General features: G+C 66.7%; 24 protein-coding genes and 1 riboswitch. Of the genes, 17 read left to right on the forward strand and 7 right to left on the reverse strand.

All coding sequences use genetic code 11. The features are described from left to right. The coding region (locus tag LQ144_RS16485; RefSeq protein WP_230119782.1) for a septum formation family protein at window positions 1-626 on the forward strand (626 nt) is incomplete at its 5' end. A gap of 38 nt (window positions 627-664) precedes the next feature. Here the strand turns inward: LQ144_RS16485 and clpB are convergent. Continuing rightward, entirely contained in the window at window positions 665-3,322 is a 2,658-nt protein-coding gene (gene clpB / locus LQ144_RS16490; protein ID WP_230119783.1) for an ATP-dependent chaperone ClpB, read from the reverse strand. Between the two features lie 229 nt (window positions 3,323-3,551). Here clpB and LQ144_RS16495 point away from each other — a divergent pair, with 229 nt between their 5' ends. Together LQ144_RS16495 and LQ144_RS16500 are read left to right on the forward strand one after the other, a co-directional pair. After that, window positions 3,552-3,887, forward strand: a complete 336-nt coding sequence (locus LQ144_RS16495; protein ID WP_230119784.1) for a YciI family protein — start codon at window positions 3,552-3,554, stop codon at window positions 3,885-3,887. Window positions 3,888-4,303: 416 nt separating this feature from the next. Further along, the gene (locus LQ144_RS16500; RefSeq protein ID WP_230119785.1) at window positions 4,304-5,191 is read left to right on the forward strand and encodes a metallophosphoesterase; all 888 of its coding nucleotides are present in this window, start codon (window positions 4,304-4,306) and stop codon (window positions 5,189-5,191) included. Window positions 5,192-5,207: 16 nt separating this feature from the next. Here the strand turns inward: LQ144_RS16500 and LQ144_RS16505 are convergent, their stop codons facing one another. Beyond that, window positions 5,208-6,116 (reverse strand): glycoside hydrolase family 16 protein, encoded by a 909-nt coding sequence (locus tag LQ144_RS16505; protein ID WP_230119786.1) that lies wholly within the window; start codon window positions 6,114-6,116, stop codon window positions 5,208-5,210. A 348-nt stretch (window positions 6,117-6,464) separates the two neighbouring features. Here LQ144_RS16505 and LQ144_RS16510 point away from each other — a divergent pair, with 348 nt between their 5' ends. From LQ144_RS16510 to LQ144_RS16550, 9 genes are all read left to right on the forward strand, one after another. Further along, window positions 6,465-7,244, forward strand: coding sequence for a glycosyltransferase family 2 protein (locus tag LQ144_RS16510; protein WP_290369783.1), 780 nt, complete (start codon window positions 6,465-6,467; stop codon window positions 7,242-7,244). 19 nt (window positions 7,245-7,263) lie between these two features. Beyond that, a complete protein-coding gene (locus LQ144_RS16515; RefSeq protein ID WP_230119788.1) occupies window positions 7,264-8,244 on the forward strand; it encodes a glycosyltransferase family 2 protein in 981 nt (326 codons plus the stop codon). A gap of 60 nt (window positions 8,245-8,304) precedes the next feature. Beyond that, window positions 8,305-9,405, forward strand: a complete 1,101-nt coding sequence (locus tag LQ144_RS16520; RefSeq protein WP_230119789.1) for a hypothetical protein — start codon at window positions 8,305-8,307, stop codon at window positions 9,403-9,405. 1 nt (window position 9,406) lies between these two features. After that, entirely contained in the window at window positions 9,407-11,527 is a 2,121-nt protein-coding gene (locus tag LQ144_RS16525) for a glycosyltransferase (protein WP_230119790.1), read from the forward strand. Continuing rightward, window positions 11,524-13,479, forward strand: a complete 1,956-nt coding sequence (locus tag LQ144_RS16530) for a hypothetical protein (protein WP_230119791.1) — start codon at window positions 11,524-11,526, stop codon at window positions 13,477-13,479. The genes LQ144_RS16525 and LQ144_RS16530 overlap by 4 nt, the downstream gene beginning before the upstream one ends. Then, window positions 13,469-13,843, forward strand: a complete 375-nt coding sequence (locus tag LQ144_RS16535) for a hypothetical protein (RefSeq protein ID WP_230119792.1) — start codon at window positions 13,469-13,471, stop codon at window positions 13,841-13,843. Before LQ144_RS16530 ends, LQ144_RS16535 begins: the two co-directional genes overlap by 11 nt. Next, the gene (locus tag LQ144_RS16540; protein ID WP_230119793.1) at window positions 13,843-14,013 is read left to right on the forward strand and encodes a hypothetical protein; all 171 of its coding nucleotides are present in this window, start codon (window positions 13,843-13,845) and stop codon (window positions 14,011-14,013) included. Before LQ144_RS16535 ends, LQ144_RS16540 begins: the two co-directional genes overlap by 1 nt. A gap of 98 nt (window positions 14,014-14,111) precedes the next feature. After that, window positions 14,112-14,852 (forward strand): polysaccharide lyase, encoded by a 741-nt coding sequence (locus LQ144_RS16545; protein ID WP_230119794.1) that lies wholly within the window; start codon window positions 14,112-14,114, stop codon window positions 14,850-14,852. A gap of 162 nt (window positions 14,853-15,014) precedes the next feature. Next, on the forward strand, window positions 15,015-15,896 hold the full coding sequence (locus LQ144_RS16550) for a DUF4031 domain-containing protein (protein ID WP_230119795.1): 882 nt from the start codon (window positions 15,015-15,017) through the stop codon (window positions 15,894-15,896). A 28-nt stretch (window positions 15,897-15,924) separates the two neighbouring features. Here LQ144_RS16550 and LQ144_RS16555 read toward each other — a convergent pair whose 3' ends face one another. Genes LQ144_RS16555 through LQ144_RS16570 form a run of 4 tightly spaced genes read right to left on the reverse strand, consistent with a single transcriptional unit; the run spans window position 15,925 to window position 18,698 of the window. Beyond that, complete coding sequence (locus LQ144_RS16555) at window positions 15,925-16,416, reverse strand: SRPBCC domain-containing protein (RefSeq protein WP_230119796.1); 492 nt, start codon at window positions 16,414-16,416, stop codon at window positions 15,925-15,927. Window positions 16,417-16,463: 47 nt separating this feature from the next. Beyond that, on the reverse strand, window positions 16,464-16,865 hold the full coding sequence (locus tag LQ144_RS16560) for a YccF domain-containing protein (RefSeq protein ID WP_230119797.1): 402 nt from the start codon (window positions 16,863-16,865) through the stop codon (window positions 16,464-16,466). Continuing rightward, window positions 16,865-18,073, reverse strand: coding sequence for an MFS transporter (locus tag LQ144_RS16565; RefSeq protein ID WP_354962166.1), 1,209 nt, complete (start codon window positions 18,071-18,073; stop codon window positions 16,865-16,867). Before LQ144_RS16565 ends, LQ144_RS16560 begins: the two co-directional genes overlap by 1 nt. 28 nt (window positions 18,074-18,101) lie before the next feature. Further along, window positions 18,102-18,698 (reverse strand): phosphoribosylanthranilate isomerase, encoded by a 597-nt coding sequence (locus LQ144_RS16570; protein WP_230119799.1) that lies wholly within the window; start codon window positions 18,696-18,698, stop codon window positions 18,102-18,104. Between the two features lie 149 nt (window positions 18,699-18,847). Here LQ144_RS16570 and LQ144_RS16575 point away from each other — a divergent pair, with 149 nt between their 5' ends. The 5 genes from LQ144_RS16575 to LQ144_RS16595 all read left to right on the forward strand — a co-directional run bounded on the left by LQ144_RS16575 (window position 18,848) and on the right by LQ144_RS16595 (window position 22,243). Next, the gene (locus LQ144_RS16575; RefSeq protein WP_230119800.1) at window positions 18,848-19,516 is read left to right on the forward strand and encodes a HutD family protein; all 669 of its coding nucleotides are present in this window, start codon (window positions 18,848-18,850) and stop codon (window positions 19,514-19,516) included. Window positions 19,517-19,599: 83 nt separating this feature from the next. After that, window positions 19,600-19,666: riboswitch (guanidine-III (ykkC-III) riboswitch) on the forward strand. Between the two features lie 9 nt (window positions 19,667-19,675). Continuing rightward, window positions 19,676-19,999 (forward strand): SMR family transporter, encoded by a 324-nt coding sequence (locus LQ144_RS16580; RefSeq protein WP_230119801.1) that lies wholly within the window; start codon window positions 19,676-19,678, stop codon window positions 19,997-19,999. Further along, on the forward strand, window positions 19,999-20,370 hold the full coding sequence (locus LQ144_RS16585) for a multidrug efflux SMR transporter (RefSeq protein ID WP_230119802.1): 372 nt from the start codon (window positions 19,999-20,001) through the stop codon (window positions 20,368-20,370). Before LQ144_RS16580 ends, LQ144_RS16585 begins: the two co-directional genes overlap by 1 nt. A gap of 99 nt (window positions 20,371-20,469) precedes the next feature. Next, window positions 20,470-21,474, forward strand: coding sequence for an aldo/keto reductase (locus LQ144_RS16590; RefSeq protein WP_230119803.1), 1,005 nt, complete (start codon window positions 20,470-20,472; stop codon window positions 21,472-21,474). A gap of 118 nt (window positions 21,475-21,592) precedes the next feature. Further along, window positions 21,593-22,243, forward strand: coding sequence for an MBL fold metallo-hydrolase (locus tag LQ144_RS16595; protein ID WP_230119804.1), 651 nt, complete (start codon window positions 21,593-21,595; stop codon window positions 22,241-22,243). A 90-nt stretch (window positions 22,244-22,333) separates the two neighbouring features. Here LQ144_RS16595 and LQ144_RS16600 read toward each other — a convergent pair whose 3' ends face one another. After that, a complete protein-coding gene (locus LQ144_RS16600) occupies window positions 22,334-24,235 on the reverse strand; it encodes a DEAD/DEAH box helicase (protein WP_230119805.1) in 1,902 nt (633 codons plus the stop codon). Between the last annotated feature and the right edge of the window lie 427 nt (window positions 24,236-24,662).

Genomic DNA, 24,662 nt, shown 5'->3' on the forward strand with positions numbered 1-24,662 from the left:
CGGCTGCCCCACCCAGAATTGCGCCGCCGCAAACCGCCCCGGAGGATATCTCGCCATATCCCGGAGCCCGGCCGGCCCCGGAGCCAAGGGCCGAACTGAGGCAGAACCTGTTCAAGGCGGCCTTCGTGGTGGCACTGCTCGGAGTGGCCGGCCTGCTCACCTGGACACTGACTTCGCTGCTGGCCACCGCAACGCTGGAGGCCGCGAAACAGCCGGGTGCCTCCAACGGGCAGGCCTCCGCCGCCGCTCCGTCCGCATCGCCGCGCCCCAAGCTCCCACTCAAGGGCGTGAGCCCGCTGGACTTCAGGGTTGGCGACTGTTTCAAGGATTTTGACCCATCAGCAACCGGCGCCACCGTGGTGGCGTGCACCACCGAGCACTCGGCGCAGCTCGTGGCAGCCCACCGCTACCCTGCCGGGGACTCCTACCCCGGCAGGGTAGCGATGAAAGCCAAGGCGCGGGAGGCTTGCCAAGCTGCGGCCCTGACCAGCAAATCCAACGCTTATGTGCTGAGCTACAGGCTTGCCTACCCCAGCAGCGACAGCTGGGGCCAAGGCGACCGCCGCGTCGACTGCTACGTCATCGCGGACGCGGGCAACATCATCAAGGCCAGCCTGCTCCCTTAGTCGCGGGCGGGCGTCCCCTAGGCGCGGGCGGGCGGCGACTAGCCCTTGCGGCGGACCGAAAGGCCGCTTCCGGCGGGAGCGCCGCCACCGGGTCCTGCCATGGCCTCGAGCCCCTCAATGGTGAGTTCGTCGACGTCGGCGGCCGTGTCCACAAGCACAGTGTCGCCGTCCGCGATTCCGCCGGCGAGGATGGCCTTGGCGAGGCGGTCGCCGATCTCGCGCTGGACCAGCCGTCGCAGCGGGCGGGCGCCGTACGCCGGGTCGAAGCCGGACATCGCCAGCCAGGCGCGGGCACTGTCGGTCACTTCGAGCGAGAGCCGCCGCTCGTAAAGCCGGCCGGACAGCTCTGCCACCTGCAGCTCCACGATCCTGGCGAGTTCGTCCACTGTCAGGGGGTCGAACAGCACCACCTCGTCCAGCCGGTTCAGGAACTCCGGCTTGAAGGACGCGTTCACCGTAGCCATCACGGCATTGCGTTTGGCCTCGGCGTCCAGGATGGGGTCCACCAGGAACTGGCTGCCCAGGTTGGACGTCAGCACCAAAATCGCGTTGCGGAAGTCCACGGTGCGGCCCTGGCCGTCGGTGAGGCGGCCGTCGTCGAGCACCTGCAGAAGGATGTCGAAGACCTCCGGGTGCGCCTTTTCAACCTCGTCGAGCAGCACTACGGAATACGGCCGACGGCGGACGGCCTCGGTCAGCTGACCGCCTTCCTCGTAGCCCACGTAGCCGGGGGGCGCCCCCACGAGCCGCGCCACGGAATGCTTCTCGCTGTACTCGGACATGTCGATCCGCACCATGGCGCGTTCGTCGTCGAACAGGAAGTCCGCGAGCGCCTTGGCCAGTTCGGTCTTGCCCACGCCGGTGGGGCCGAGGAACAGGAAGGAGCCGGTGGGGCGGTTCGGATCGCTGATGCCGGCGCGGGCGCGGCGGACGGCGTCGGACACGGCGGCCACGGCCTTGGACTGGCCGATCAGGCGCCTGCCGAGTTCCTCCTCCATGTGGAGCAGCTTCTGGCTTTCACCCTGCAGCATGCGGCCGGCGGGGATGCCGGTCCAGGCCGAGATGACCTCGGCGATGTCGTCAGCAGTGACCTGCTCCGCCACCATCTGACCGGACTTGTCCGTGACGGCGGCCTCGGCTTCTGCGGCGGCGTTCAGTTCGCGCTCCAGCGCCGGAATCTCGCCGTAGAGTACGCGCGAGGCGGTCTCGAGGTCGCCTTCACGCTGGGCCTTGTCCGCGGCGGACCGAAGCTCGTCCAACTTGGCCTTCAGGTCTCCCACGCGGTTCAGGCCTGCCTTCTCCGCCTCCCAGCGGGAGTTCAGGGCGGCGAGTTCCTCTTTCCTGTCCGCCATGTCCGCGCGCAACGCGGCAAGACGCTCCACCGAGGACGCGTCCTTCTCGTTGGCGAGGGCCAGCTCCTCCATGGTGAGCCTGTCCACCTGTCGGCGCAGCTGGTCAATTTCCTCCGGCGCGGAGTCGATCTCCATCCGCAGCCTGGAGGCGGCCTCGTCCACGAGGTCGATGGCCTTGTCCGGCAATTGGCGCCCGGAAATGTACCGGTTGGAAAGCGACGCCGCCGCCACCAGCGCGGAGTCCGCGATGGCCACCTTGTGGTGGGCCTCGTAGCGCTCCTTCAGGCCGCGGAGGATGCCGATTGTGTCATCCACGCTCGGCTCACCCACGTACACCTGCTGGAAGCGGCGCTCCAGAGCGGGGTCCTTTTCGATGTTCTCGCGGTACTCGTCAAGCGTGGTGGCACCGATCAGGCGCAGCTCGCCGCGGGCCAGCATGGGCTTGAGCATGTTGCCGGCGTCCATGGAGCTCTCGCCCGTGGCGCCGGCGCCCACCACGGTGTGGATCTCGTCGATGAACGTAACGATCTGGCCGTCCGAGTTCTTGATTTCCTCCAATACGGCCTTGAGCCGCTCCTCGAACTCGCCGCGGTACTTTGCACCGGCCACCATGGACGCGAGGTCCAGCGCGATGAGGGTCTTGCCGCGCAGGCTTTCCGGCACGTCGCCGGCCACGATCCGTTGGGCCAGGCCCTCGACGACGGCCGTCTTGCCCACGCCGGGTTCGCCGATGATCACGGGGTTGTTCTTGGTGCGCCGGCTCAGCACCTGGATGATGCGCCGTATTTCCGTATCGCGGCCGATCACCGGGTCCAGCTTCCCGGAGCGGGCCATGGCGGTCAGGTCCGTACCGAATTTTTCCAGGGCTTGGAACGTGTTTTCGGGATCAGGGCTGTTGACGGTGCGGTCCCCGCGCACCCCGGGCACCGCGGCGAGCAGCGCTTCGTGGGAGGCGCCGGCGTCGCGCAAAAGCTTTCCGACGCCGTCGCTCCCGGCCGAAAGGCCCAGCAGCAGGTGCTCGGTGGAGACAAACGAGTCCCCGAGCCTGTCCGCCTCGTTCTGCGCGGTCTGGATGGCCTGCAGGGCCGTGCGGGACAGCTGCGCCTGTTGGACGGAGCTTCCCGACGTTGCGGGCAGTTTCTTGATGGCCGTGCTGGCCTGCACGCTGACGGCATCCGCGTCCGTCCCGGTGGCGCGGAGCAGGGCGACGGCGACGCCGTCCCGCTGGTCCATCAGCGCCTTCAGCAAGTGGGCCGGCTCCACCTGGGGATTTCCGGCCGTTGACGCGTTCATGGCTGCCGCAGAGAGAGCCTCCTGGCTCTTGGTGGTGAATTTGGCGTCCAAAGAGAGCTCCTTCCGGGATGCGATTAAGTAAATTGAGTCTAATACGCTCAACTTTGCCAAAAGACGCTGAGAGGTCCAAGTTTGCCCACAGCGAACGGCCCTTTCGGGGCAGATGAACTTCGGGAAAACCATAGCCCTTGAACTGTATCCCTGCCACCGGAATCCCCCTAGGATCGACCCGTGACCAGCGATGATGGTTTCATCAGCACACTCGAGAAGAGGACCTGACATGACGAAGTTTGTTGTTCTTTACAACGCCCCGCAGTCGGCACAAGCGCAAATGGCTGAGAGCACCCCCGAGGCCGCCCAAGAAGGCATGAAGGCCTGGATGGAGTGGGCCCAGCGGGCGGGTGGCGGCATCGTGGACATGGGTAATCCGCTGGGCGCCGGCAAAGAGGTCAGCGCCACCGGAACCTCCGACACCAGCACGAACGTGGGCGGGTACGGCATCCTTCAGGCAGAGGACATGGACGGCGCCCTGGCCCTGCTCGAGGGCCACCCGCACCTGATGATGCCCGGCGCCAACATCCAGGTCTACGAGGCCCTCGACATCCCGGGCATGTAACGGAGGGAGGCGACGCGGGATGACGGGCGAAGCCTCTGCTATGGCCTAAGCTGCGCAGCCGGCGTTACTCTGGGGCCAAGCAGTTGTCGCGCTATCGCCTCGGGCTGATCCGCGTCATCAGGTGCCGTTCTGTGATGTGAGGGATCATGACTGGACCGTCCACTCCGCGGAAGCTGGCAGGACGGGTTCCGGCCGCCGTCTTGGCCTTGGCGTTGCTCCTGACCGGATGCCAGCAAGACCCGCCGCAGCCCCCGCCGTCGAGCCCGCCACCCACAACCGGCTCGCCGGGAACATCGAGCCCGCCAGCGCCTTCCCCGACCGCAACATCGCGGCCGACCGAAACACCAAGCCCCAGCGCAACGCCCACTCAGTCGGAGCCGGCAGAACCCTCTGTCCACTTCACGGCGCAAGGCGACGTGGGCCTCGGCGACGGGGCCCGGCGCGTTCTGGACACCATTGCCGGGCTCCGGCCGCAGCTGAATCTCGGACTGGGGGATTACTCCTACGAGGCCGGGCTCGAGCAGGAGTTCTGCGACATGGTCACGGGTAAACTGGGCTCCGATTTTCCCTACCAGGTCGTCACGGGAAACCACGAAAGTGATGGCCACGACGGCGACATCCAGAACATCGTCAGGTGCCTGCCCAACAAACTGCCGGGCCTCCAGGGGGACTACGGCACGCAGTGGTACGTCGATGTCCCGGAACGGAACCCCCTGGTGCGGTTCGTCATGGTGTCTCCCGGCATTGACTTCCACGACGGAAAAAACCTGGACTATTCAAGGAACAGCGAGCGCTGGCGCTGGACCGCGGCGGCCCTGGACGGAGCAGAGTCGAAGCGGATTCCCTGGACCGTGGTGGGCATGCACGCACCCTGCCTCAGCGTGGGCAAGTACGAGTGCCAGCCGGGCAAGGACTTCATGAACTTGCTGGTGGACAAGAACGTTGACCTGGTGCTGACGGGGCATGAACACACGTACCAGCGGACGCACCAGCTCCGCATCGGTGTTCCGTGTGCCAATGTCGTGCCCGACGCTTTTTCGACAGGCTGCATTGCTGATTCCGATCAAAGCATGGTCCACGGTGCCGGAACGGTTTTCGCAACTGTGGGCACGGGCGGGGTGGGCTTCTACGACGTGCACGGCGACGATTCCGAAGCCCGGTACTTTGCCGCCATGGCGGGCAGAAACCGCGATGCGGCACTGGGCACCCTGGACGTCACCGCCACGGCAGGCCGGCTCTCCGCCAGGTTCGTCCCCGCCGAAGGCTACAGCTTCACAGACGACTTCACCATTGAACGGAAGTAGTTCTTACCACTCCCCCTCAGCCGCGTTTCCAGACGGCCACCCAGTCCACGGATACGTGTCCCGCCGTCTCGGGCTCCGGGCATCCCCGCAGGCAGGACTCAGTCTGAAGGATGTAGTGCATGGGGGTCGTCGGCGTGCTCTCCGTTCCTGCTCCGAGTGAGCGGCCGTCGAGGAAAAACTCGACCTTGCCCGGGCTCCACTCCATCGTGGCGACGTGCCACGTCTCGAACGTTGCCCGGGAGTCGAACAGGTCTTGGTCCTGCGGGTCTTTGCCCATTTTGTGCACGGCACCGTAGAACGTCTTGGAAAGGTCGCCTTCAGGGAAATCGACCTCGCCGTCCCGCGGCCACGCCCCGCTGTCCGGCCACAGGAGCCACGCTGTCTTGAAGCCCGGCAGGGAATCGGCCTTGAAGCGGACCGAATACCTTCCGTAGAGCAGGCTGTTGGCCCGGTGCGGGTTCGAACTGTCATTCGGGATCTTGGGTGTGGGCGCGGCGCCCATGGAGACGCCGTCCTCGGAATGGAGGTACCAGTCCAGGGTCCCGTCCTTCACGCTCAGCACCTTGGACGGGTAGTAGCCCGATTTCGTTCCCGTCTGTCCCGCCGTGTCAGGGGTCCCGTCCTTGTATCCCTCGCTCCACATCTGGCCGTACGCATCGCCCGGGAAACTGCCCACGGGAACGTTGCCCTTGTCGAAGTCCTCGAGGAACACCTGTTTCCAGCCGGGCAGGTCACCCACCGGCAGTTTGCTGATGAGGGGGTCGACAGGGGGCAGCTCCCCGAGCGGTAACCGCCGGGCTTCGTTGGCCACGGATCCGCATCCGGCGAGCATCACCATCGCCGCGAGCGTGGCCAGGCTCCGGAGGCCGTAACGGCGCCGCCGGCCCCGGCGCGGACGGATGCTCCACTGGGCTGAGAAAAACATGCGGCAAGTCTGGCACCACGAACTTCACGCTTCCTAGGATTTAGCGACCCCCAAAACTGGGGGTTGCGCCGATCCCGGCGTTCATCGACCCCCAAAAGTGGGGTGACCCCAAGGAACCCCAAGGTTTTCCCAAGTTGATAAATAAAACATAAACGAGGGGGAGTGCACGCAAGTTGCCTCCGACGCAGCAGCAAACGCTTTGGTCTACTTCCCGGGAGACCGGGAAGGCTGCTGCGGGTTGGCAAAGGCATACAACTCCATTGAGTGGTGAGGCTAGTGACCATCCCTGTTCTTGTTTCCAGTCTGCGCGCAGACTTACCTGCTCCATCGCCCTTGGCTTCGGTCAGCGTGGTTATCCCCACCCTGAATGAGGCCAAGAATCTTCCTTGGGTCCTTCGACGAATGCCCTCCTATGTAGACGAAGTGGTGATCGTCGACGGCCGTTCCCTGGATAGCACAGTAGACGTCGCCCGCGCCCTCCGCCTCGACGTCGTGGTGGTTTCCGAACCGCAGGCCGGCAAGGGCTTCGCGGTGCGGGCCGGCCTGGCCGCAGCCTCCGGCGACATCATCGTCATGCTCGATGCAGACGGGAGCATGGACCCCCAGGAGATCGGCTGGTTCGTTTCCCCGCTTCAGCACGAATTCGACTTCGTCAAGGGTTCCCGCTACGTCACGGGCGGAGGTTCCGAGGACATCACGTTGCTTCGCAGCACCGGCAACCGGGCGTTGACCGGCCTGGCCAACCTCGTGCTCCACAGCGATTTCTCGGATCTCTGCTACGGCTACATCGCGATGCGCCGTGAGTGCCTGCAGATCCTGGAGCTCCAGTCTGAGGGCTTCGAGATTGAGACGGAACTGATTGTCCGCGCCTCCAGGGCCGGGCTGCGGATCGCAGAGGTCCCCAGCAACGAGCTCAACCGCATCTCCGGCAACTCGAACCTCCACACTTTTCGCGACGGCTGGCGCGTCCTCCGGACCCTTGCCCGCGAGTGCGTCGGGTGGGAGGCGCCCACGGCTGGCGCCCGGCCGGAGGCACTCAGGCGCGTGAAGTACAAGTACCCAAGCATTTCCCTTCCTCACATTCCAACCGATCCCCAGACTGTCCTGGGCCTCATGGCGGGCGACTAACATGCATCATACTGAGGGCTTGCCGGCGGTTTCCGTCGTGATCTGCTCCTACACGGAGGATCGCTGGGACCTGCTGATGTCAGCCGTTGAGTCTGTCCGGGGCCAGTCGGTTCCGCCGGAGCAGACGATTGTGGTTGTCGACTACAACATGGACCTCTACAAGAGGCTCATTTTCACGGTGTCGGACGTCGTGATCCTGGAAAACACCGGCCCAAAGGGCCTGTCCGGGGCACGCAACACGGGCGCCGCCGCCGCCACCGCCGGCATCGTTGCCTTCCTGGACGACGACGCCCAGGCGGCACCGGACTGGCTGGAACGCCTGACGGCGCTCTACGACGACCACGATGTCCTGGCGGTGGGCGGACGAGCCGTTCCCGTGTGGGAAAAGGGGCGTCCGGGCTATTTCGCGGAGGAGCTCGACTGGATCGTCGGCTGCACCCACCGGGGGATGCCAAGGGTGGCCGCGGAAGTGCGCAACGTGATCGGCGCGAACATGTCATTCCGCTCCGAGGTACTGGACGTCGTGGGTGGCTTCAACACCTCCCTGGGCCGACAAAATTCCTTGCCGCTCGGCTGCGAGGAAACGGAGATCTGCATCAGGGCGGTCATCGGCACGCCGGGCGCCCGTGTGGTGTACGAACCCGCTGCCCTCGTGCATCACTTCGTTCCCGCCCAGCGCGGCACCTTGAACTACATGCTGCGGCGCGCCTGGTCCGAGGGCATTTCCAAGGCACAGGTCAGCAAGATTGTCGGGCACAAGCGGGCACTCGGACCGGAACGGCGCTACGTCCGGCAGATTCTGCCCCGTGCGGTGTTCGTCGGCATCAGGGATCGGGTCCAGGGCAAGGATCCGGCGGGCCTGGGCCGCGCCATGACCATCATCGCCGTACTGGCCGTCACCACCTGCGGGTACGTCCGCGGGCGGCGCCTGCCAGCAGCCCCCATAGACGCGGAATCGAAGCAAAACGGAGCACGACCCAGCTGGAGGGAAGTCAATTGATTTGCATTAATCCAAAACACAGCCACGCCTTAACCGCCACGCCAGCCGGAAGCGCAGATCATGAGCCAGTCTGAGCGCAGCGTAACGAAGGAATCGGGTGCGCCCGCAGGCGCCAGCTTTGATGTCCACGGTCTCGTGGGTATCGACGTGGCCCCCGGCACTCCCGGCGAATCGCAATTGCGGGACATGCTTGGCCCGTTTCTCGGCGGATCCCACGCGCCACTCCGCCTGCATGTCAGCGGAGAGATGACGGCGGTGACAGACCAGTCGCACGCCGAGGATGCCTACCGCTTCACGGCAGACTCGCTCTACCTTCCCGCGGACCGAGTACAGATCATCGAAACCCGTGACGGCTATGCCGTTCAGGGCAACGGCGAGCTGCTGACGGCTGTCATCCCGCTGCTCGACGCCCTCTGCATCAGGGAGAACGCCGCGATGATTCATGCGGCCGTGGTGGACTACCGCGGTTCCGGAGTTCTGCTTCCTGCGTGGGGCGGTGTGGGCAAGACCAGCACGGTGGCCAAGCTGGTGGCCAAACCCGGGGTGCGCTTCATGGCCGATGACTGGGCCTTCCTGGGTTCCGACGGCATGCTCATGGGGTACGCGAAACCGATGTTCCTCAAGCCCCACCACAAGACCATCTACCCGGACATGTTCAGTGGTGCCCGCAAGCCGCTGGCGCCGGGCTGGCTCACCAATTCAGTGGCCCGGCTTGCCACCGCGGTGCACCCGGTGATCGTGAGATATCCAAAGACGGCGGCCTTCACCCGCCGCTGGTCCCCTGAACACAGGATGGTGCATCCCGAGGAGGTTTTCGGCCCGGGCCGCATCTCATCGGGGGCGCTTACCAGGCTGGCGATCTTCCTTGAACGCTTCGACGGTTCCGATGCGCGGTTGGAAACACGCAGCACCGAATGGATGACGTCGCGCATCGTGGGGAACTTCCATTCTGAGCTGCCCATGGTTTCGCGGCGGCTCGTGGAGGCTTTGGGCGCTACCGGCCTCGTTCCTCTGGAGGAGTACTTCGCCCACAAGGCAGCAGTGGTGCGGCAAGCCCTCGACGGCGTCCCGTGTTCCCTGCTGCGGATCCCCGCCTCGTGGTCCGCGGACCGGACCTCCGATTACGTTGCGAACCTGATCAGCTCAAAGCTGGAGGAGTGAGATGAGGCGCCACGTCAGCGATCTTGAAGTATCGGTGGTGGTTCCCGCGCGCAACGCCGCCCAGTGGCTGGCGGAATGCCTGGAATCCATCCGCAGCGAAAAGCCGCGCGAGATCATCGTGGTGGATGGCTGTTCTACGGATGACACGGCCGAGATCGCACGATCGTTCGGAGCGAGAGTCATTTCCGACGAGGGCCGCGGGCTGCCCGCGGCCCGGATGCTCGGCGTCGAGAACGCCTGCTGCGATGCCGTGGCGCTCATCGACGCCGACGTGGTTCTTCCGCCCGGTTCCCTGGGCGGCCTGCTGGACGAGTTCAAGGCCGGCGGCTACGACGGGCTCCAGTTCGGCCTCGCCAGCGAATCCGACGGTCCCGGATATTGGGGGGCGGCCCTGGCCTGGCACCACAACCACAGCCGGGTCCGGTCGTGGTTCGGAGTCTGCGCCACCCTGATGCGCCGGAAAGTACTGATGTCGGTTGCCTTCGACGACACCTTCCGCTCGGGCGAGGACATCGAGCTGAGGATACGGCTGGAGGAAGCCGGCTACCGGCTGGGCGTCTCCAGCACCACGGTAGTGCGGCACCGCTTCATCGACACGTTCGACTGCGCCCGTGACCAGTGGCTCCAGGACGGCGCCGGCCTGGCACGGACCATCCGCAAGCACCCGGCCCGCGCCGGCTGGCTTGTGGCCCTGCCGCTGCTGGCAACGGTCCGCGGGGTTGGCCTGTCGCTCCTGCACGCGCCGCGCTTCCTGCCGTATTGGGCCGGTTTCCTCCTGTACAACTACCGCTCGATGTTCGGCGAAATCCTCCGCCCGCCAGGCGCCGGCCTCTCCGTCGGCGGAAATGCCGCGTGGCTGACCGCAGCGCGGGTGGCACCGATGGTCACGGGGTTCCTGTTCTGGGCGCTCGCGGCGCTTGCGATGCCGCCGGCGGAAATCGGGATGGGCTCCGCCGTGGTTGCCGCGGCCCTGCTGACCGTGCAGCTCGGGATGCTCGGCGTCGGGCCGGCCACGCTCACCCTTCTTCCGGCACAGTCCGACGGCGGACGCCGCCTGATCGCGAGCAGCCTGCTGACAGTGGGGGTCGCGTCGGTGGTTGTTGCCGGCGCAGTGGCCGCAGTGACGCACGCGCTCGGCGCGGGCGTTGGTGAAGCCTGGAACGACCCCGCAGTCACCATCATTTTCATGGCAACCGCGCTTTTCGCGGCCTCCGCCTATCAGCTGGACCACGTGGGAGTGGCGCAGGAGCGCGCCGACCGCACCCTGGTCCGGAGTCTGGCCCAGAGCCTGGTCCAGCTGGCGTTCCTTGGAATTTCCCTGGCGGCAGGCGCCCGCGAGCTGACGGTTGTGGTGGGAGCGGTGGCGGCCGGTGCCCTGGCCAGCGTGCTCGTAGGACTGCGCCAGCTCCGCCAGGCCAGCACCTCCCCGGACTGGAAAGGCGGGTTCCGGTTTGGCCCCGCCGTGAAGCTGCTGAAGCCGGGGCTTCCGAACCACGCACTGATGCTCGCGGACCGCGCACCCGGTTACCTGCTGCCGCTGATCGTCGCTGCCACGCTCGGAACCTCGGCGACAGCGTCCTGGTACATCGTGTGGATGATGGCGTCGGCGGTCTTCTTTGTGCCGCAGTCCGCCGGGTTCTCGCTTCAGACCGCCCTGGCGGGCGACCGGTCGAAACCTGGCCTCGTGTCCTCGGCTCTCAGAAGCAGCCTCGCCCTCACACTGGCAGCCGGAGCCATCCTGCTCCTGGCCGGCCCCTACCTCCTCGGTTTTCTGGGCGCGCAGTACGCGGCCGCCTGGACACTGCTGCCAGTCCTGGTGCCAGCCCTGCTTCTGAGCTGCATCACTCAGGTCTACTTCGGCCTGTGCCGCGCGCAGGGCCGTCTCGTCGAAGCCACGGCAGTAGCCGTTCTGGCCGCCGTGCTGGTGGTGGCACCCGCCGCCGTTGTGGCCCAGCAATATGGCCTCACCGGCGTATCCGCGCTCTGGTCCGCGGCCCAGGCGGCCGCAGCGCTGATCGCCCTCTGGCGCCTGAGGAATCTCACCTCGGCCACGCCCGCCGCTGAACCGGCCCAGGTTCCGTCAGCGGCACTCAACCAGCCGACTGGAATCGAGCAACCATGACACCCGAACCCACGCCGACCGCCCCTCCGGCACCCGCGCCCCACCGGCACGCCGAAACGAAGCATGGCGGCACCAAACATGGCGACGCAAAACACAGCGAAATCAAGCATGCCGAAACCAAGCACAGCAGTGCCAAGCACGGCGGCACGGTTCCACCCGCCGTCGTCCATCATGAGCCGTCACCGCCCTGGAAGTTGGCAGCGCTGGCAGCCTTGGCCGCGACTGCCCTTGCCCTCGGCATCTGGAGCCTGCTGAACGTCGATCCGGAGCGGATTGGCGGGACCGGGCTCATTGAGGCGTTGCCGCCGGCCTTCTTCGTGGCCCTGGCCCTCAGCCTGACGGGCTTTGTGGCCACCCTGAATCTGCGGCGGCACACGCCGGCGCTTCTGGCCGGGCAGGTCCTGGTCATGGTGGTCATCCTGCATTCCGCCGACCCCATCATCCATGGCCTGCCGCGGCTCGAGGCCAGCTACCGCCACCTGGGCATTGCAGACCACATCGCAAAGTCCGGGCAGCTGGATCCGAACCTCGACGCCTACTTCAACTGGCCGGGCTTCTTCGACTTCCTAGGGCTGGTCTCCGGAGCAACCGGTGTCAAGGACCTGATCGGCGTCGCCACCTGGGCCCCCCTGGGAATCAACCTGCTGCTGCTGGCGCCCCTGCTGGCCCTGGCAACAAGGATCACCTCCCAGCCCCGGCAGGCCTGGGCCGGCGTCTGGATCTTTTTCCTCACCAGCTGGGTGGGGCAGGACTACCTGTCCCCGCAGGCCTACGCCTTCCTGCTGCTCGTCACGCTGCTTGCCTGTGTGCTGAGTGCGTTCAGCGGCTGGGCGTGGCCCACCGGCACCAACAGGTTCACCGCATCGCTGGCGCGCGGCGTATCGAAGCTTGACCCGACCGTTCCGCACCAGGGCATGGCGAGTCCTCCCCCGGCCGACGCAGCCGTGCTGGTAGTGGTGTGCGCGGGCTTCCTCGTCGCCATGACCGCTTCGCACCAGCTCACGCCGTTCGCGGTCATCCCGATCCTGGCGGTCTTCCTCCTGAGCGGCCGGCTCCGACTGCCTTTCCTTCCCCTCCTCGCGGTCGCACTGCCGCTGGCCTGGCTGGTGTTCGTGGCCTCGGCTTACTTCGAAGGCCACCTGAGCCAGCTCTTCGGATCGTTCGGTGACGTCCAGGCCAACACGCTCGGTGCCGTCACCCAGCGCGTCTCCGGCAGCGATTCCCATGTGCTGGTGGTCTACATTCGCCTTGCCGAGGTGGCATTTGTGTGGATTCTGGCCGCACTGGGCGCCTTCATGGCCCACCGGCGGCGGACAGCCTGGCTCACGGCGGCGCTCGGGGCTGTGGCGCCGCTGGCGCTGATTCCCGGCCAGCCCTACGGCGGCGAACTGCTTCTCCGCCTGTACATGTTCAGCCTGCCGTTCGCGGCCTGCCTGGCGGTCCTCACCCTCATCCCGGACCGGAACGGCACCCCGGGCTGGCGCAGGGCGCTCGCCCTGCTGCTCCTCGGCTCGGTCCTTGCCACGGCCACAGTGGTTACCCGCTATGGCAATGACAGCATGGAAAAATTCACCCAGGACGAAGTTTCCCTCGTCAACCGCCTCTACGCCACGGCACCGAACGGCTCAATCCTGATCGAGGCCATACGAAATACTCCGTGGCAGTTCCAAAAATACGCCGAGTATGACTACCGGGCACTCCTCGCGGCCCAGCCAAGGACCAATCCGGATCCTCTGACCTGCGATGCGAGCAACAGAATCGCCCAACGGTCGGGCGCCTACCTGATCGTCACAACCAGCCAAAAACGCGCCGCGGATCTTCTCGGCACCACTCCCCCCGGCGATCTCGACCACTTCATTGCGACGTGCGGCACCAGCCCCGGCTGGTCGAAAGTCTTCGAAAACGCCGGCGGCGTGGTCTTCCACATCAAAGGAGCAGGCAATGGCATTTGATCAAAAATACGCAAGCTACGCTGTGGCCGCCGTGGCCGTGGCCGCGATACCCCTCTCATTCGTCGGCCCCGAAGGACTCCGGCTGGTGGTGATCGGCCTGTTCCTGCTCGCGGGACCGGGAACAGCCCTGGTCATGCTTCTGCGGTTCGGATCCCCGGACCAGGTGGAGAAGCACAGTACTCTCCCGCTGGCCATAGCAATCGCGGTCGCGTCCAGCCTGGCGCTTTCCACCATTGTGGCCACCGCCATGGTCTTTGCGCGGATGTGGTCCCCGCCTGTGGCCGTGCTCCTGCTGTCACTCATCACCCTTGGCCTCCTGGCGCTCGGCGCCAAGCGGTCCCGTGAAGCCCTGGTAGGTGCATAATGCTCATCTTCCTGACGGGATTTGCCACCGTCGTGACCCTGGTCACGTGCGACGTCCTCCGCATCAGGCGGCCGGACACACCGCTTCCGAAAGCCGCAATCTACACTGCTGCAGCTCTCCTTTCCCTGATCTGCGTTTCGCTCGTGGCACGGCTTATCCAGCTGTTTTAAAGCATTTCGCACCCGGCGCGGCCTAACTAGCTGCAGGGCCGGGACCGCCGTAGGGGACCGGTAATCCAAGACCCGAACAAGATAGTGAGGACACAGAAATGAGCAAGCTTAAGAAACTCGGCACCATTGGCAGCCTCGGGGTGATCATTACCGGCGGGTTGGTCTTCGGTTCCGCGCAGGCGGCCAGCGCGGTCACCTGCCGCACGCCACAGACCACTCCAACCAGCAGCACGATCACCGGAACGACGGTCGCAGCCACCAGCTTCGAAGGATCCCTCTCGCCGTTCCTTCCGAGCACGGCGGGGACGGGCACAGCCGCCGTCAGCAGCACCACGGACCATGTCGGCCTGTGTTCGGCCAAACTGCACGTGACGGCAGATTCCGGGTCCGTCGCATTGATGTCTTTGCCTCTGGCAGCCGGGACCAAGACAGCCGGCGTGGACGGCTGGTTCAATGTGACCACCGCCGGGCTCGCCGGAAACGACGTCCCCTACATCCGGTTCTTCTCGGGCGGCACGCGGATTGCGGATATCTACCGCTACAACAGCAACGGGCAGCTCTGGCTCCGCGTGACGGGCCCCAGCGGGACGTTTACTTACACGAAACTGAAGTCCTCCACCATTCCGCTGAACACCTGGCACCGGGCCACGATGCAGGTCAGGGCCAACGGCAGCACCTCCACGATCAAGGTGTGGTTCGACGGTCTCCAGGAATTCTCCAGCACCGCACAGAACCTGGGCGCCTCGAGTGTGAGCGCCGTGCAGCTCGGAGCCGAACACTCCCGCCAGATGGGAGATGAATACATCGACGACGTCGTGGTCAAGCGGTCCAGCTCATAGCGCCGGCCCGACCGACCCGGACGTGCAGTACGAAGCGTCCTTCCGCGCACATTCGTCCTTCCGCGCACATTCCAGAACGGCAGGCGGCTACCGGCCGCCTGCCGGGATCACCGGGGCCCTTGGGCGCGGGATCCCGATGGCCCCGGGGACTAGACTTCCTCCATGGCCGTTTACCTGGATCCGCCTCTCTGGCCTGCGCACGGAACACACTTCTCGCACCTGATCTCGGACTCCTCGCTGGCGGAACTGCACGCCTTCGCCGCAGCGGCGGAGATCCCTGAACGGGCCTTCGACGGCGACCATTACGACGTGCCCGAGCGGCGCTTCGACGACCTGGTGGTGGCAGGCGCCATTCCCGTGGAGGCACGGGTCCTGGTCCGGAAACTCATTGCGAGCGGACTCAGGATCCCCGCCCGCGAGCGCAACAAATCCCTGAAAGTTCCGCTGCTGAACCGCTGGAACGCGGTGATGCCGGGCCACGACGCCCTCTTCCTGGACCTTCTGGACCGCTGGAGCGAAAGCCACCGCCGCTACCACGGCTGTACCCATCTGCTTGCGGTTCTTGAGGCCCTGGACCTGCTCACCGGACCCGACGAACCGCCGCTCACAGTGCTCCTCGCAGCTTGGTTCCACGACGCCGTCTACCAAGGCATCGCCGGCCAGGACGAGGAGGAGTCGGCCCGGCTCGCCGAAGTCAGGCTTGCCGAAGCAGGCCTGCCCGCGGATGACGTCGCCGAGGTGGCGCGGCTGGTCCGCCTCACCTCCGACCACCGGCCGGCATCCGGGGACGACGGCGGCGCCCTCCTCTGCGATGCGGACCTGTCAGTTCTCGGCGGCGAACCCGAGTCCTACGCCCGCTATGTGGCCGCCGTCCGGGAAGACTACGCGCACATTGGCGACGCTGACTTCGCGGCCGGCAGGACCGCCGTCGTCCGCCAGCTGCTCGCGCTCGATCCGCTGTTCCACACCGGCCGCGCCCGCACGCTGTGGCTGGACGCCGCCCGGCGGAACCTCCGCAGCGAGCTCGACACGGCGGGCCGCTGAGCGCAGGCGCGTGCCGGACTGTGGGCGGTTAGCCGTCAGTCCTGACGTGGCTTGCCAGGCGGTCGAACGCCTCGCCCCAGCCGGCGCCGTGCCCGTCCCGGCTTTCCACTGATTCGAAGGGGCCCTGCGTGAAGGTCATCCGGGTGCCGCCGAGCTCTTCCTCGAGTTCGACGGCCACTTCCGTTTCGTAGCCGCGGGTGCCGTCCTCGTTGTCCCAGGCATAGGTGAATTCGAAGACGGCAGGCGGGTCGATCCGTGTGTGGATGCCGCTCCACCACAACTTCTCGCCGGTCTCGTCCTTGATCATGCAGGCCCGGTACCGGCCGCCTACTTCGAAGTCCGTCTCGATGGTCTCCCGCGGCGTGTGGAATCCGTGCGGCCCCCACCAGGACGGCGCCTGGTCAGGATCGGTCAGGGCGGACCATACCCGGCTGGCCGGGGCCTCGAAGTGGCGGGTGATCACCAGCATCGGTTCCTCGGTGGGCGTGCTTTTCGATCTGGTGGTCTGGGCTTCAGACATATGGCTCTTCCTCACTTTCCGTGGGGCTGCATGAACTGTTGAATCGGTCAGCGGTAGCTGCTGACGAAGGGCGTGTTGGTGGGAACGATCTGCTTGCCCAGCGGCATGAGGGAGACCGGGATGAGCTTGAGGTTGGCGATGGCCAGCGGGATTCCGATGATGGTGACGGCCATGGCGAACGCCGTCACCACATGCCCGATGGCGATCCAGATGCCCGCTACGAGCAGCCAGATTACGTTTCCCAGCAGGGCGAACACACCGTTTCCTCCCGGCTTGTCCACCACCATGCGGCCGAACGGCCAGAGCGTGTACGAGGCGATCCGGAACGACGCGATGCCCCACGGGATGGTGACGATCAGGAGGCAGCAGACCACGCCGGCAAGGAAGTAGCCAATCGACAGCCAGAGGCCGCCGAACACCAGCCAGATGATGTTGAGAAGTGTCTTCATCAGTCCATTCTGCCCCTCGAAGAGCTGTTGGAGCCTCGGGGTCCGCCCTGATTTAACCCTGAACTGACCGACCTTGAACGCAACGTGGGGATGCTGGCAGCCGCAACGAGCAGCGCGAGCACGCCGAGGCCGAGCGGGAGTCCGGCCAGGGTGGCCACTCCTCCGAGAAGGAGAGGTCCGCCGGCGTCGCCGAGTTCGCGCCCGAGTTCGGCTGAGCCCATGGTCCGTCCCATCCGTTCCGGCGGAGTGGCGTCCGCCAGATGGGCAAAGCCCAATGGGGTGGCGGCGCCCACGCCGGTGCCTATCGCTGCCGCAGCCACGAAATCGGTGACGGGAGACGGGGCGATCGCCAGGAGGGCGGCCCCGGCTGCGGTGACCAGCAGGCCCGCCCGCATGCCGACGGCGTCGCCGATCCGGTGCCGGTCACGAAGCCGACCTATCCGGGGCTGCACCAGCACCGAGGCGACGGCCAGCACGCTGACAGCTGCCGTGCCCGCCAGCGGATCGAGCCCGTCCCTCACGGCCAGTGCAGGAAGGAATCCGATGGCTGCCCCCATGGCCCCCATGGAGGCCGCCAGCGCCAGGGTTGGCACCAGGAAGCTGCGCTCGGAAACCTGCCGGGCCAGATCCAGCACGGTGTAGCGCCGGCGCGGGAGCGGCGCAAGGTGCGGCACTGCCGCCATGACCCACACAGCGGTGCCCGCGGCCAAGACCGAAAGCACCGCGAACAGCAATGCGAAACCGCCCGCCAGGATCAGGCCGGCACCCAGGAGTGGTCCGATCACATAGCCCAGGCTCTTCCACGAGCCGTATCTGCCGAACACCGTTCCGGCGCTCTTGCCCGCCGTCAGCCGAGCCACCATGGCCGAGGAGGCCGGCGAGAACGCCGAAGCCGCGGCGCCCTGCCCTAGGCGGGCGAGGCCAAGCAGGAGCGGATCCGCGGCCCAGAGGCCGATCAGCGAAAGAACGGCAAAGCCCAGCAGGCCGCCGACAATGACCGGTTTGGCTCCAACCCTGTCGCTCAGCACCCCGAAAACGGGCTTGAGAAAGACTTCGGAGACGTCATAGACAGCGAGCAGAACGCCCAGATTCAGCAGGGTCAGGCCGATGTTTCCGCTCTGCGCGCCCAGGCCCGCGGCAACGCTGTGGGCTCCAAAGGCCGTAACGAAACCCGCCGCATACAGCGGGGCCAAGGGCGCCTGGGCAATCACAGCCGGAGAGGAGCCCACGCCGTTGTCAGGCTTTCGCGGCCGTCACGAACGCGCGGATTTTCGCCAGGTCCTTGACGCCCCGGGACTTCTCGACGCCGGAGGAGACGTCCACGCCCCACGCCCCCGCCGCTTGGGCCGCTTCTGCGACGTTTGCAGGGTTCAGCCCGCCGGCGAGGAGCCAGTTCCGGCCATCGAGGCCCTTGGTGCGCATGGAGCCGTAGTCCCAGCTTTCGCCTGATCCGGGGACGGCGGCATCGACCAGGAGCCGCTCCTCGCCCCAGCTCCCGAACGCGTCCGGGGCGTCATCCATGGTGACTGCCCGGATGACCTTCATCCCGGCGTCATGCGCTGTCTTTACGTCCTCGGGGGTGCGGCGGCCGTGAAGCTGGATCCATTCCAGGCCGGCCGCGCGCGCTATGGCCACGGCGTCCCCGGCCGGTTCGTGTCGGAAAACGCCGATGGCGGCGACGCTTTCGGGAACGCTGCGGAGCAGCTGCATGACCTGCGCCGGGGAGACAACCCTGGGGCTGGCGGTCAGTACGAAGCCCACCGCATCCGCTCCGGCCTCCACTGCCTCCCGGATCGATTCAGGCGTACTCAACCCGCACACTTTGACGAACATTCACCGGCTCCTTTGGTTGATGTGTCCCCCAGTTGCGTGGTTTCACAGCGCTGACTTTACGCGGGCCACCACCCGCGGGCAACGAAAGACCCGGCAACGTCCAGCCGGTTGGCTGCCGTGCCGGACGCCGCCCCGGCTAGGCTGGGCGGATGGAGATCATTCGCTTCGCAGACCTCAGACCGCAACCGTGGCGCAACGGCGGCGGGGTGACCCGGGAGCTGGCCAGCCATCCCCTGGCCGCCTCTGCACAGGACGGCGCCTGGGACTGGCGAGTCAGCATCGCCGACGTCGCCGAAGCCGGCGATTTCTCGTCCTTCCCCGGCATGGAGCGCGTGCTGACGGTCATCGACGGTGAGCTCCTGCTGCTGACCGTCGACGGCGGCGAACATCCGCTCGAGAAATACCGGCCCTTCCGCTTCTCCGGCGAAGCGGCGGCCTCCGGCGCGTTGCCCACGGGTGACATCCGCGACCTTAACGTCATCGCCCGGACCGGCGCTTTCAAGGGGTACACGTCCATTGTGGAGCTCTCCAAGAAGCGGGCACATCCAGTATTTGAGGGGCAGCTTGGCATCCTGCTCCAAGGCCAGGCGACGGTCAGTCCTGGCACGGAACCGGACGATGCCGGCCCGGAAGCCGGTCCGGGTGACGCGGAGCCGCTCGGCCGCTACGACGCCGTGGTCGGTTCAGACGCGCGGACGCCTGAAATCCTGGGACGCGGGTTCCTGGCCGTGGTGTCCATCGATGCCGTGTCCCCCGACGCCGGATCCAGCAATGCCGGATCCCGCGGCTCAGCGTCCACCGGCCCGGTCGTAGGCTAGCCACCCGCCCCGCTTGGTCAATCAACCCAGCTGGCCAATCAACCCAGCTGGCCACCCGCCGTCGTGCGTTGCTAGGCTGAAACACAAGGTCCCGTTCGGCGGACCTCCGGACGACGGTTCAGTACCCGGCACGCGACAAGACTGGCCAAAGGATCTGTCATGTCGTGGTTCATTCTCATTTTCTCCGGTGCCCTTGAGGCTGTGTGGGCGGCGGCGCTGCACCGCACCTTCCAGTCTTCGGGCCGGCGCCGGATTGCCCCCGCAGCCCTTTTCCTCGCCTCGGTCCTGGCCAGCACGGGCGGCCTCGCCATCGCGATGCAGTCCATTCCCACCGGCACCGCCTACGCGGTGTGGGTCGGCGTGGGCGTCGTGCTGACGTCCGCTTACGCGATTGTCACCAGGGTTGAACGGCCGACGGCGGCCCGGCTGCTGCTGCTCGGCGGGATCGCCGCCTGCGTGGTTGGCCTGAAGGTGGTGGCGTGATGACCTCGAAACCTGGCACTGCCTGGCTCATCCTGCTGGCCTCCGCCGTCCTTGAGGCGGTCTGGGCGACGGCGCTGGGGCTGTCCGAAGGTTTTACCCGGCCGGTGCCTTCGCTCGTGTTTGCCGCGGCGGCGACGCTCAGCATGCTGGGCCTCGGCCTGGCGGTGAAACGCATCCCGCTCGGCACGGCCTACGCCGTCTGGGTGGGGATCGGCGCGGCGCTGACGGTCGGCTGGGCCATGGCCACCGGCGTCGAGCCTGTCAGCGTGCTCAAGGTGCTGTTCATCGCCGGGATCGTCGGTTGTGCCGCGGGACTGAAGCTGCTGCCTCCGGCGCCGTCAAGCACCGGCGCTGAACCTCCCCACCTTTGAGCGGCACTCCCGGCGCGTCCTGGAACGGGCTGCCGGAATACCTGCCCGGCCGCCTTGGTTCTTGGCTGGGACAGCACTTCCCTGGAGACGGAGATTGAGATGACGAACAACCTGGCAGCATCGTTGCACCTGGGCGACGGCCTCCCTGTCAGCCCCCTGGGGTTCGGCGGTATGGCGCTCACCCCCGTGTACGGCGAGGTGGACCTGGCCGAAGCCCTCCGGACCCTGCACCATGCGGTGGACGCAGGCATCAGCTTCATCGACACCGCCGATATTTACGGCGGCGGAAACAACGAAGAGCTGATCGCGCAGCTGCTCCGTGACCGCCGCGGTGAGGTCCAGCTGGCCACCAAATTCGGCCTCGTGGGCTCACCGTCCACTGGCTACAGTGACATCCGCGGGGATGCCGCCTACGTCAAGGCAGCCGTGGACCGCAGCCTGCAGCGGCTTGGCACGGACGTCATCGACCTCTACTACATGCACCGCCGCGACGTCCGGGTTCCGATCTCTGAAACCGTGGGCGCCATGGCGGAGCTGGTGGAGCAGGGGAAGGTCCGGCACCTGGGCCTGTCGGAAGTAACAGCCGATGAACTCCGGGAGGCCAGCACCATCCACCCCATCGCCGCCGTCCAGAGCGAATGGTCCATCTGGAGCCGGGATGTGGAACGCAACGTGGTTCCGGCAGCGGCCGAGCTTGGCGTGGGCTTCGTGCCGTATTCGCCGCTGGGCCGGGGATTCCTCACCGGAACCGTTGACGCCTCGCAGCTGGGTGAAAATGACTTCCGGCGCAAGATCCCGCGCTTCGCCGAAGGTGCGCTGGACGCCAACCAGCAAGTCGTGGCGGCAGTGCAGTCCGTAGCGTCGGAGCTGGCGTCCTCGCCGGCACAGGTTGCGCTGGCCTGGCTGCTCGCCCACGGCACGCGCCTTGGCCTGCCGGTCGTCCCGATTCCCGGCACGCGCAAAGCGCGCCGCATCGACGAAAACCTGGGCGCCCTTGCGTTGGAACTGACCCCGACGCAACTGGAGACGCTCGACGCAGCCGCGGACGCCGTCGTCGGCTCCCGGTCCGCTGATCCGCAGTGGGTGTCCCAGGGCCGCGAGTAGGCGGCGCACCGGCGGCAGACGCAGAAACGCCGCCCCTCCGCATTCCGATAGTGGAATCCGCGGAGGGCGCGGCGGCCCTGCAAGAGCGTCAGCGCTCAACCTTCGTAGACTGAAGCGCATGGACACGCTCATTCATTCACTCCGGAACATCACCATCCGCCGCATTTCTGTCAGCGAGATGGACAACAACGTGTATCTGCTCACCGCCAAGGAGTCCGGCGCGCAGCTGTTGATCGACGCCGCGGATGACCTGCCCGCAATCCAGGGCCTGCTCGCGGACGCTGCAGCGGATACAGCGGCAACGCCCAAACTGGCACTGATTGCCACCACGCACCAGCACTGGGACCATGTCCGTGCGCTTCCGGAGCTTGTGGCTGCGACCGGCGCCAAGACGGCGGCCGGCACGGATGACGCCCCCGGACTGCCGGTGCCGGTGGATGTGCTGCTGGACCACGGGGACGTCGGCAACTTCGACGGCTTCGACGTGACCGCAGTGCACCTGCGCGGGCACACCCCCGGCTCGGTGGCACTGGTGTACCAGGACCCGGAGGGCCCGGCCCACATCTTTTCGGGCGATTCACTGTTCCCGGGCGGCGTGGGCAACACCCAGAAGGATGCCGAACGGTTCAACCAGCTCATCACCGATGTGAGCGAGCGGCTGTTCGATGCCTACCCGGACGACACCATAGTGCACCCGGGCCACGGCAAGCCCACTACCCTCGGCGCGGAGCGTCCGCATCTGGAGGAGTGGCGCGCCCGCGGCTGGTGAGGCCTGAAACCTCATCGAGTGCTCCAGAACTGCCGTTATGAACCCTCCAAACGGCAGTTACGGAGCACTCGATGGTGGTTGTGCGGGTTTTTAGCGGCTGCGGCGTTCGTTGGAAGCCGGAGCCGAGGCGCGGCGGGGGCCGCTGCGTGCCGGACGGCCTTCGCCGGAACGGCCGTTGCCGCCGCCTGCGTAGGATCCACCCGAGGTGCCGCCAGTGTTGGAGGACCAGACAGCCTTGTTGCCGCCGGTGTTACCGCCGGCAGCGCGCTGGCCGCCGGTGTTGCCGCCGCCGGTACGGGCGCCGGTGCCGGCAGGGGCTCCCGCGGCACGCTGGCCTGTTGCCGGGCGTCCGCTGCGCTGGCCGCCGGTCGCCGGACGGCCGGTGCCGCCACGGGGAGCATCGCTGCGGGTTATGCGGGATTCGGAACGTCCGTCCGAACCGCGGCCAGCCGACGGACGGCCACCAGCTGCTGGAACGTCGTTGCGGTGCGTGGACGCCGTGCCACGGCCACGTGCGTTGCGGCGTGCAGCTGCTGCTGCCTGGGCCCGGTCTTCGTTTTGCTCGATGACGCGGTCTGCGGCGTTCCGTGCGGCAGCCTGGCCTTCGTAGGCCGCGGCACGGCGCTCGGCGCGGGGAAGATCGGTGCGGGGAGCCTCGGCGGAAACACGTCCGCGTCCGCCGCGACCGCCCCGGCCACCCGTGGTGGGTGGAGCCTGGCGGCGTGCGCGTTTGCGCTCGGCGTTGGCACCGGTGGAGGTGCCGCCGCCGTGCTGTGCCGCCTTCGCGGCGAGCAGTGCGGCGCGGGTGCGCGGATCGATCTTGTCGGCCATTTCGCCCACCAGTTCTGCAACCAGCGGCGAGTTGGCGGTGACGCGCTCGAAGTTGACCTCGACGCCGGCAGCCTTCATCAGCTTTTTGACGTCCGACTGCTGCTCCGGGAGCGTCAGCGTGACCACGGTGCCGTCCGAACCGGCGCGTGCCGTTCGGCCCGAGCGGTGCAGGTAAGCCTTGTGCTCGGTGGGCGGGTCAACGTGGATGACCAGTTCGACGTCGTCCACGTGGACACCGCGGGCGGCGACGTCGGTGGCCACCAGGACGCGGACGTCACCGGAGGAGAACTCGGCCAGGTTCCGGTCACGGGCGTTCTGCGACAGGTTGCCGTGCAGATCGACGGCGGGGATGCCGGCGTCTGTCAGGGTCTTGGCCAGCTTGCGGGCGTGGTGCTTGGTGCGCATGAAGAGCACCCGGCGGCCGGCGCCCGAGGCGAGCTCGACGATCAGCTGCTTCTTGACGGTCTGGTCGTTGACCACCAGCACGTGGTGTTCCATGGTGGTCACCGCGGCCTGCGGATCGTCCACGGAGTGGGTCAGCGGGTTGGACAGGTAGCGCTGGACGATCTTGTCCACGCCGTTGTCCAGGGTGGCCGAGAACAGCAGGCGCTGGCCCTGGCTCGGGGTCATGTCCATGAGCTTCTTGACCACGGGCAGGAAGCCGAGGTCGGCCATGTGGTCTGCCTCGTCCAGGACGGTGATCTCCACGGCTTCGAGCGTCAGGATGCGCTGGCGGATCAGGTCCTCCAAGCGGCCCGGGCAGGCGATGACGATGTCGACGCCGGCGCGCAGCGCCTTTTCCTGGCGGGCCTGGGAGATGCCGCCGTAGATCACGGTGGTGGTCAGGCCCATGGCCTTGGCCATCGGCTCGATGGTGGCGTTGATCTGGGTGGCCAGCTCACGGGTGGGTGCAAGAACGAGGCCCATGGGGCGGCCGGGCTTGCGGAAGTGCTTGGCTTCCCGCTCAGCGAGTCGTGCTACAAGCGGGATGGCGAAAGCAATGGTCTTGCCGGAGCCGGTGCGGCCGCGGCCCAGGACGTCGCGACCGGCAAGGGTGTCCGGAAGGGTCTTGACCTGGATGGGGAACGGTGTTTCGATCCCCTGTGCTGTCAGGGTGTCGGCGAGTGCCTTGGGCGTGCCGAGGGCAGCGAAAGTAGTCATGTGTTTATCAGGGTCTTTCAGGCGGTATCCAAGCGGATATCGGCCCCCGATGCCGGTTGGCTCAGGGGGTCGCCGAAGAAAAGTCAGGTGATCAACCGGCCGGTTTTTGCGGCTGGGACCAAATAGCGTTCATCGACGCAGGATGTGCCTCTCACATGAAAAAAGCCCACTCCCTGCCGGACGGATCCTAAGCGGGATTCCGGTTGATGGACCGGAACAAAGTGGGCATCACTGCACATCAAGTTCCACCAGTCTACCATCTGCGGCCTCCGCTCCCGGTCACTGCCCGAAAAGCAGGCGGTGGTGAGGAAGGTGTTATACGGAAATTACCTCGCGCGCGGAAGCGCGAAACAACCCCGGAGCACCATGGTCGTATGCCCGGCTGATCGCCACCAGGTCAGCGATTCTCTGCCGAAAGGATCTGACC

The sequence above is a fragment of the Arthrobacter sp. Bi83 genome (assembly GCF_918698095.1).
Taxonomy (GTDB): domain Bacteria; phylum Actinomycetota; class Actinomycetes; order Actinomycetales; family Micrococcaceae; genus Arthrobacter.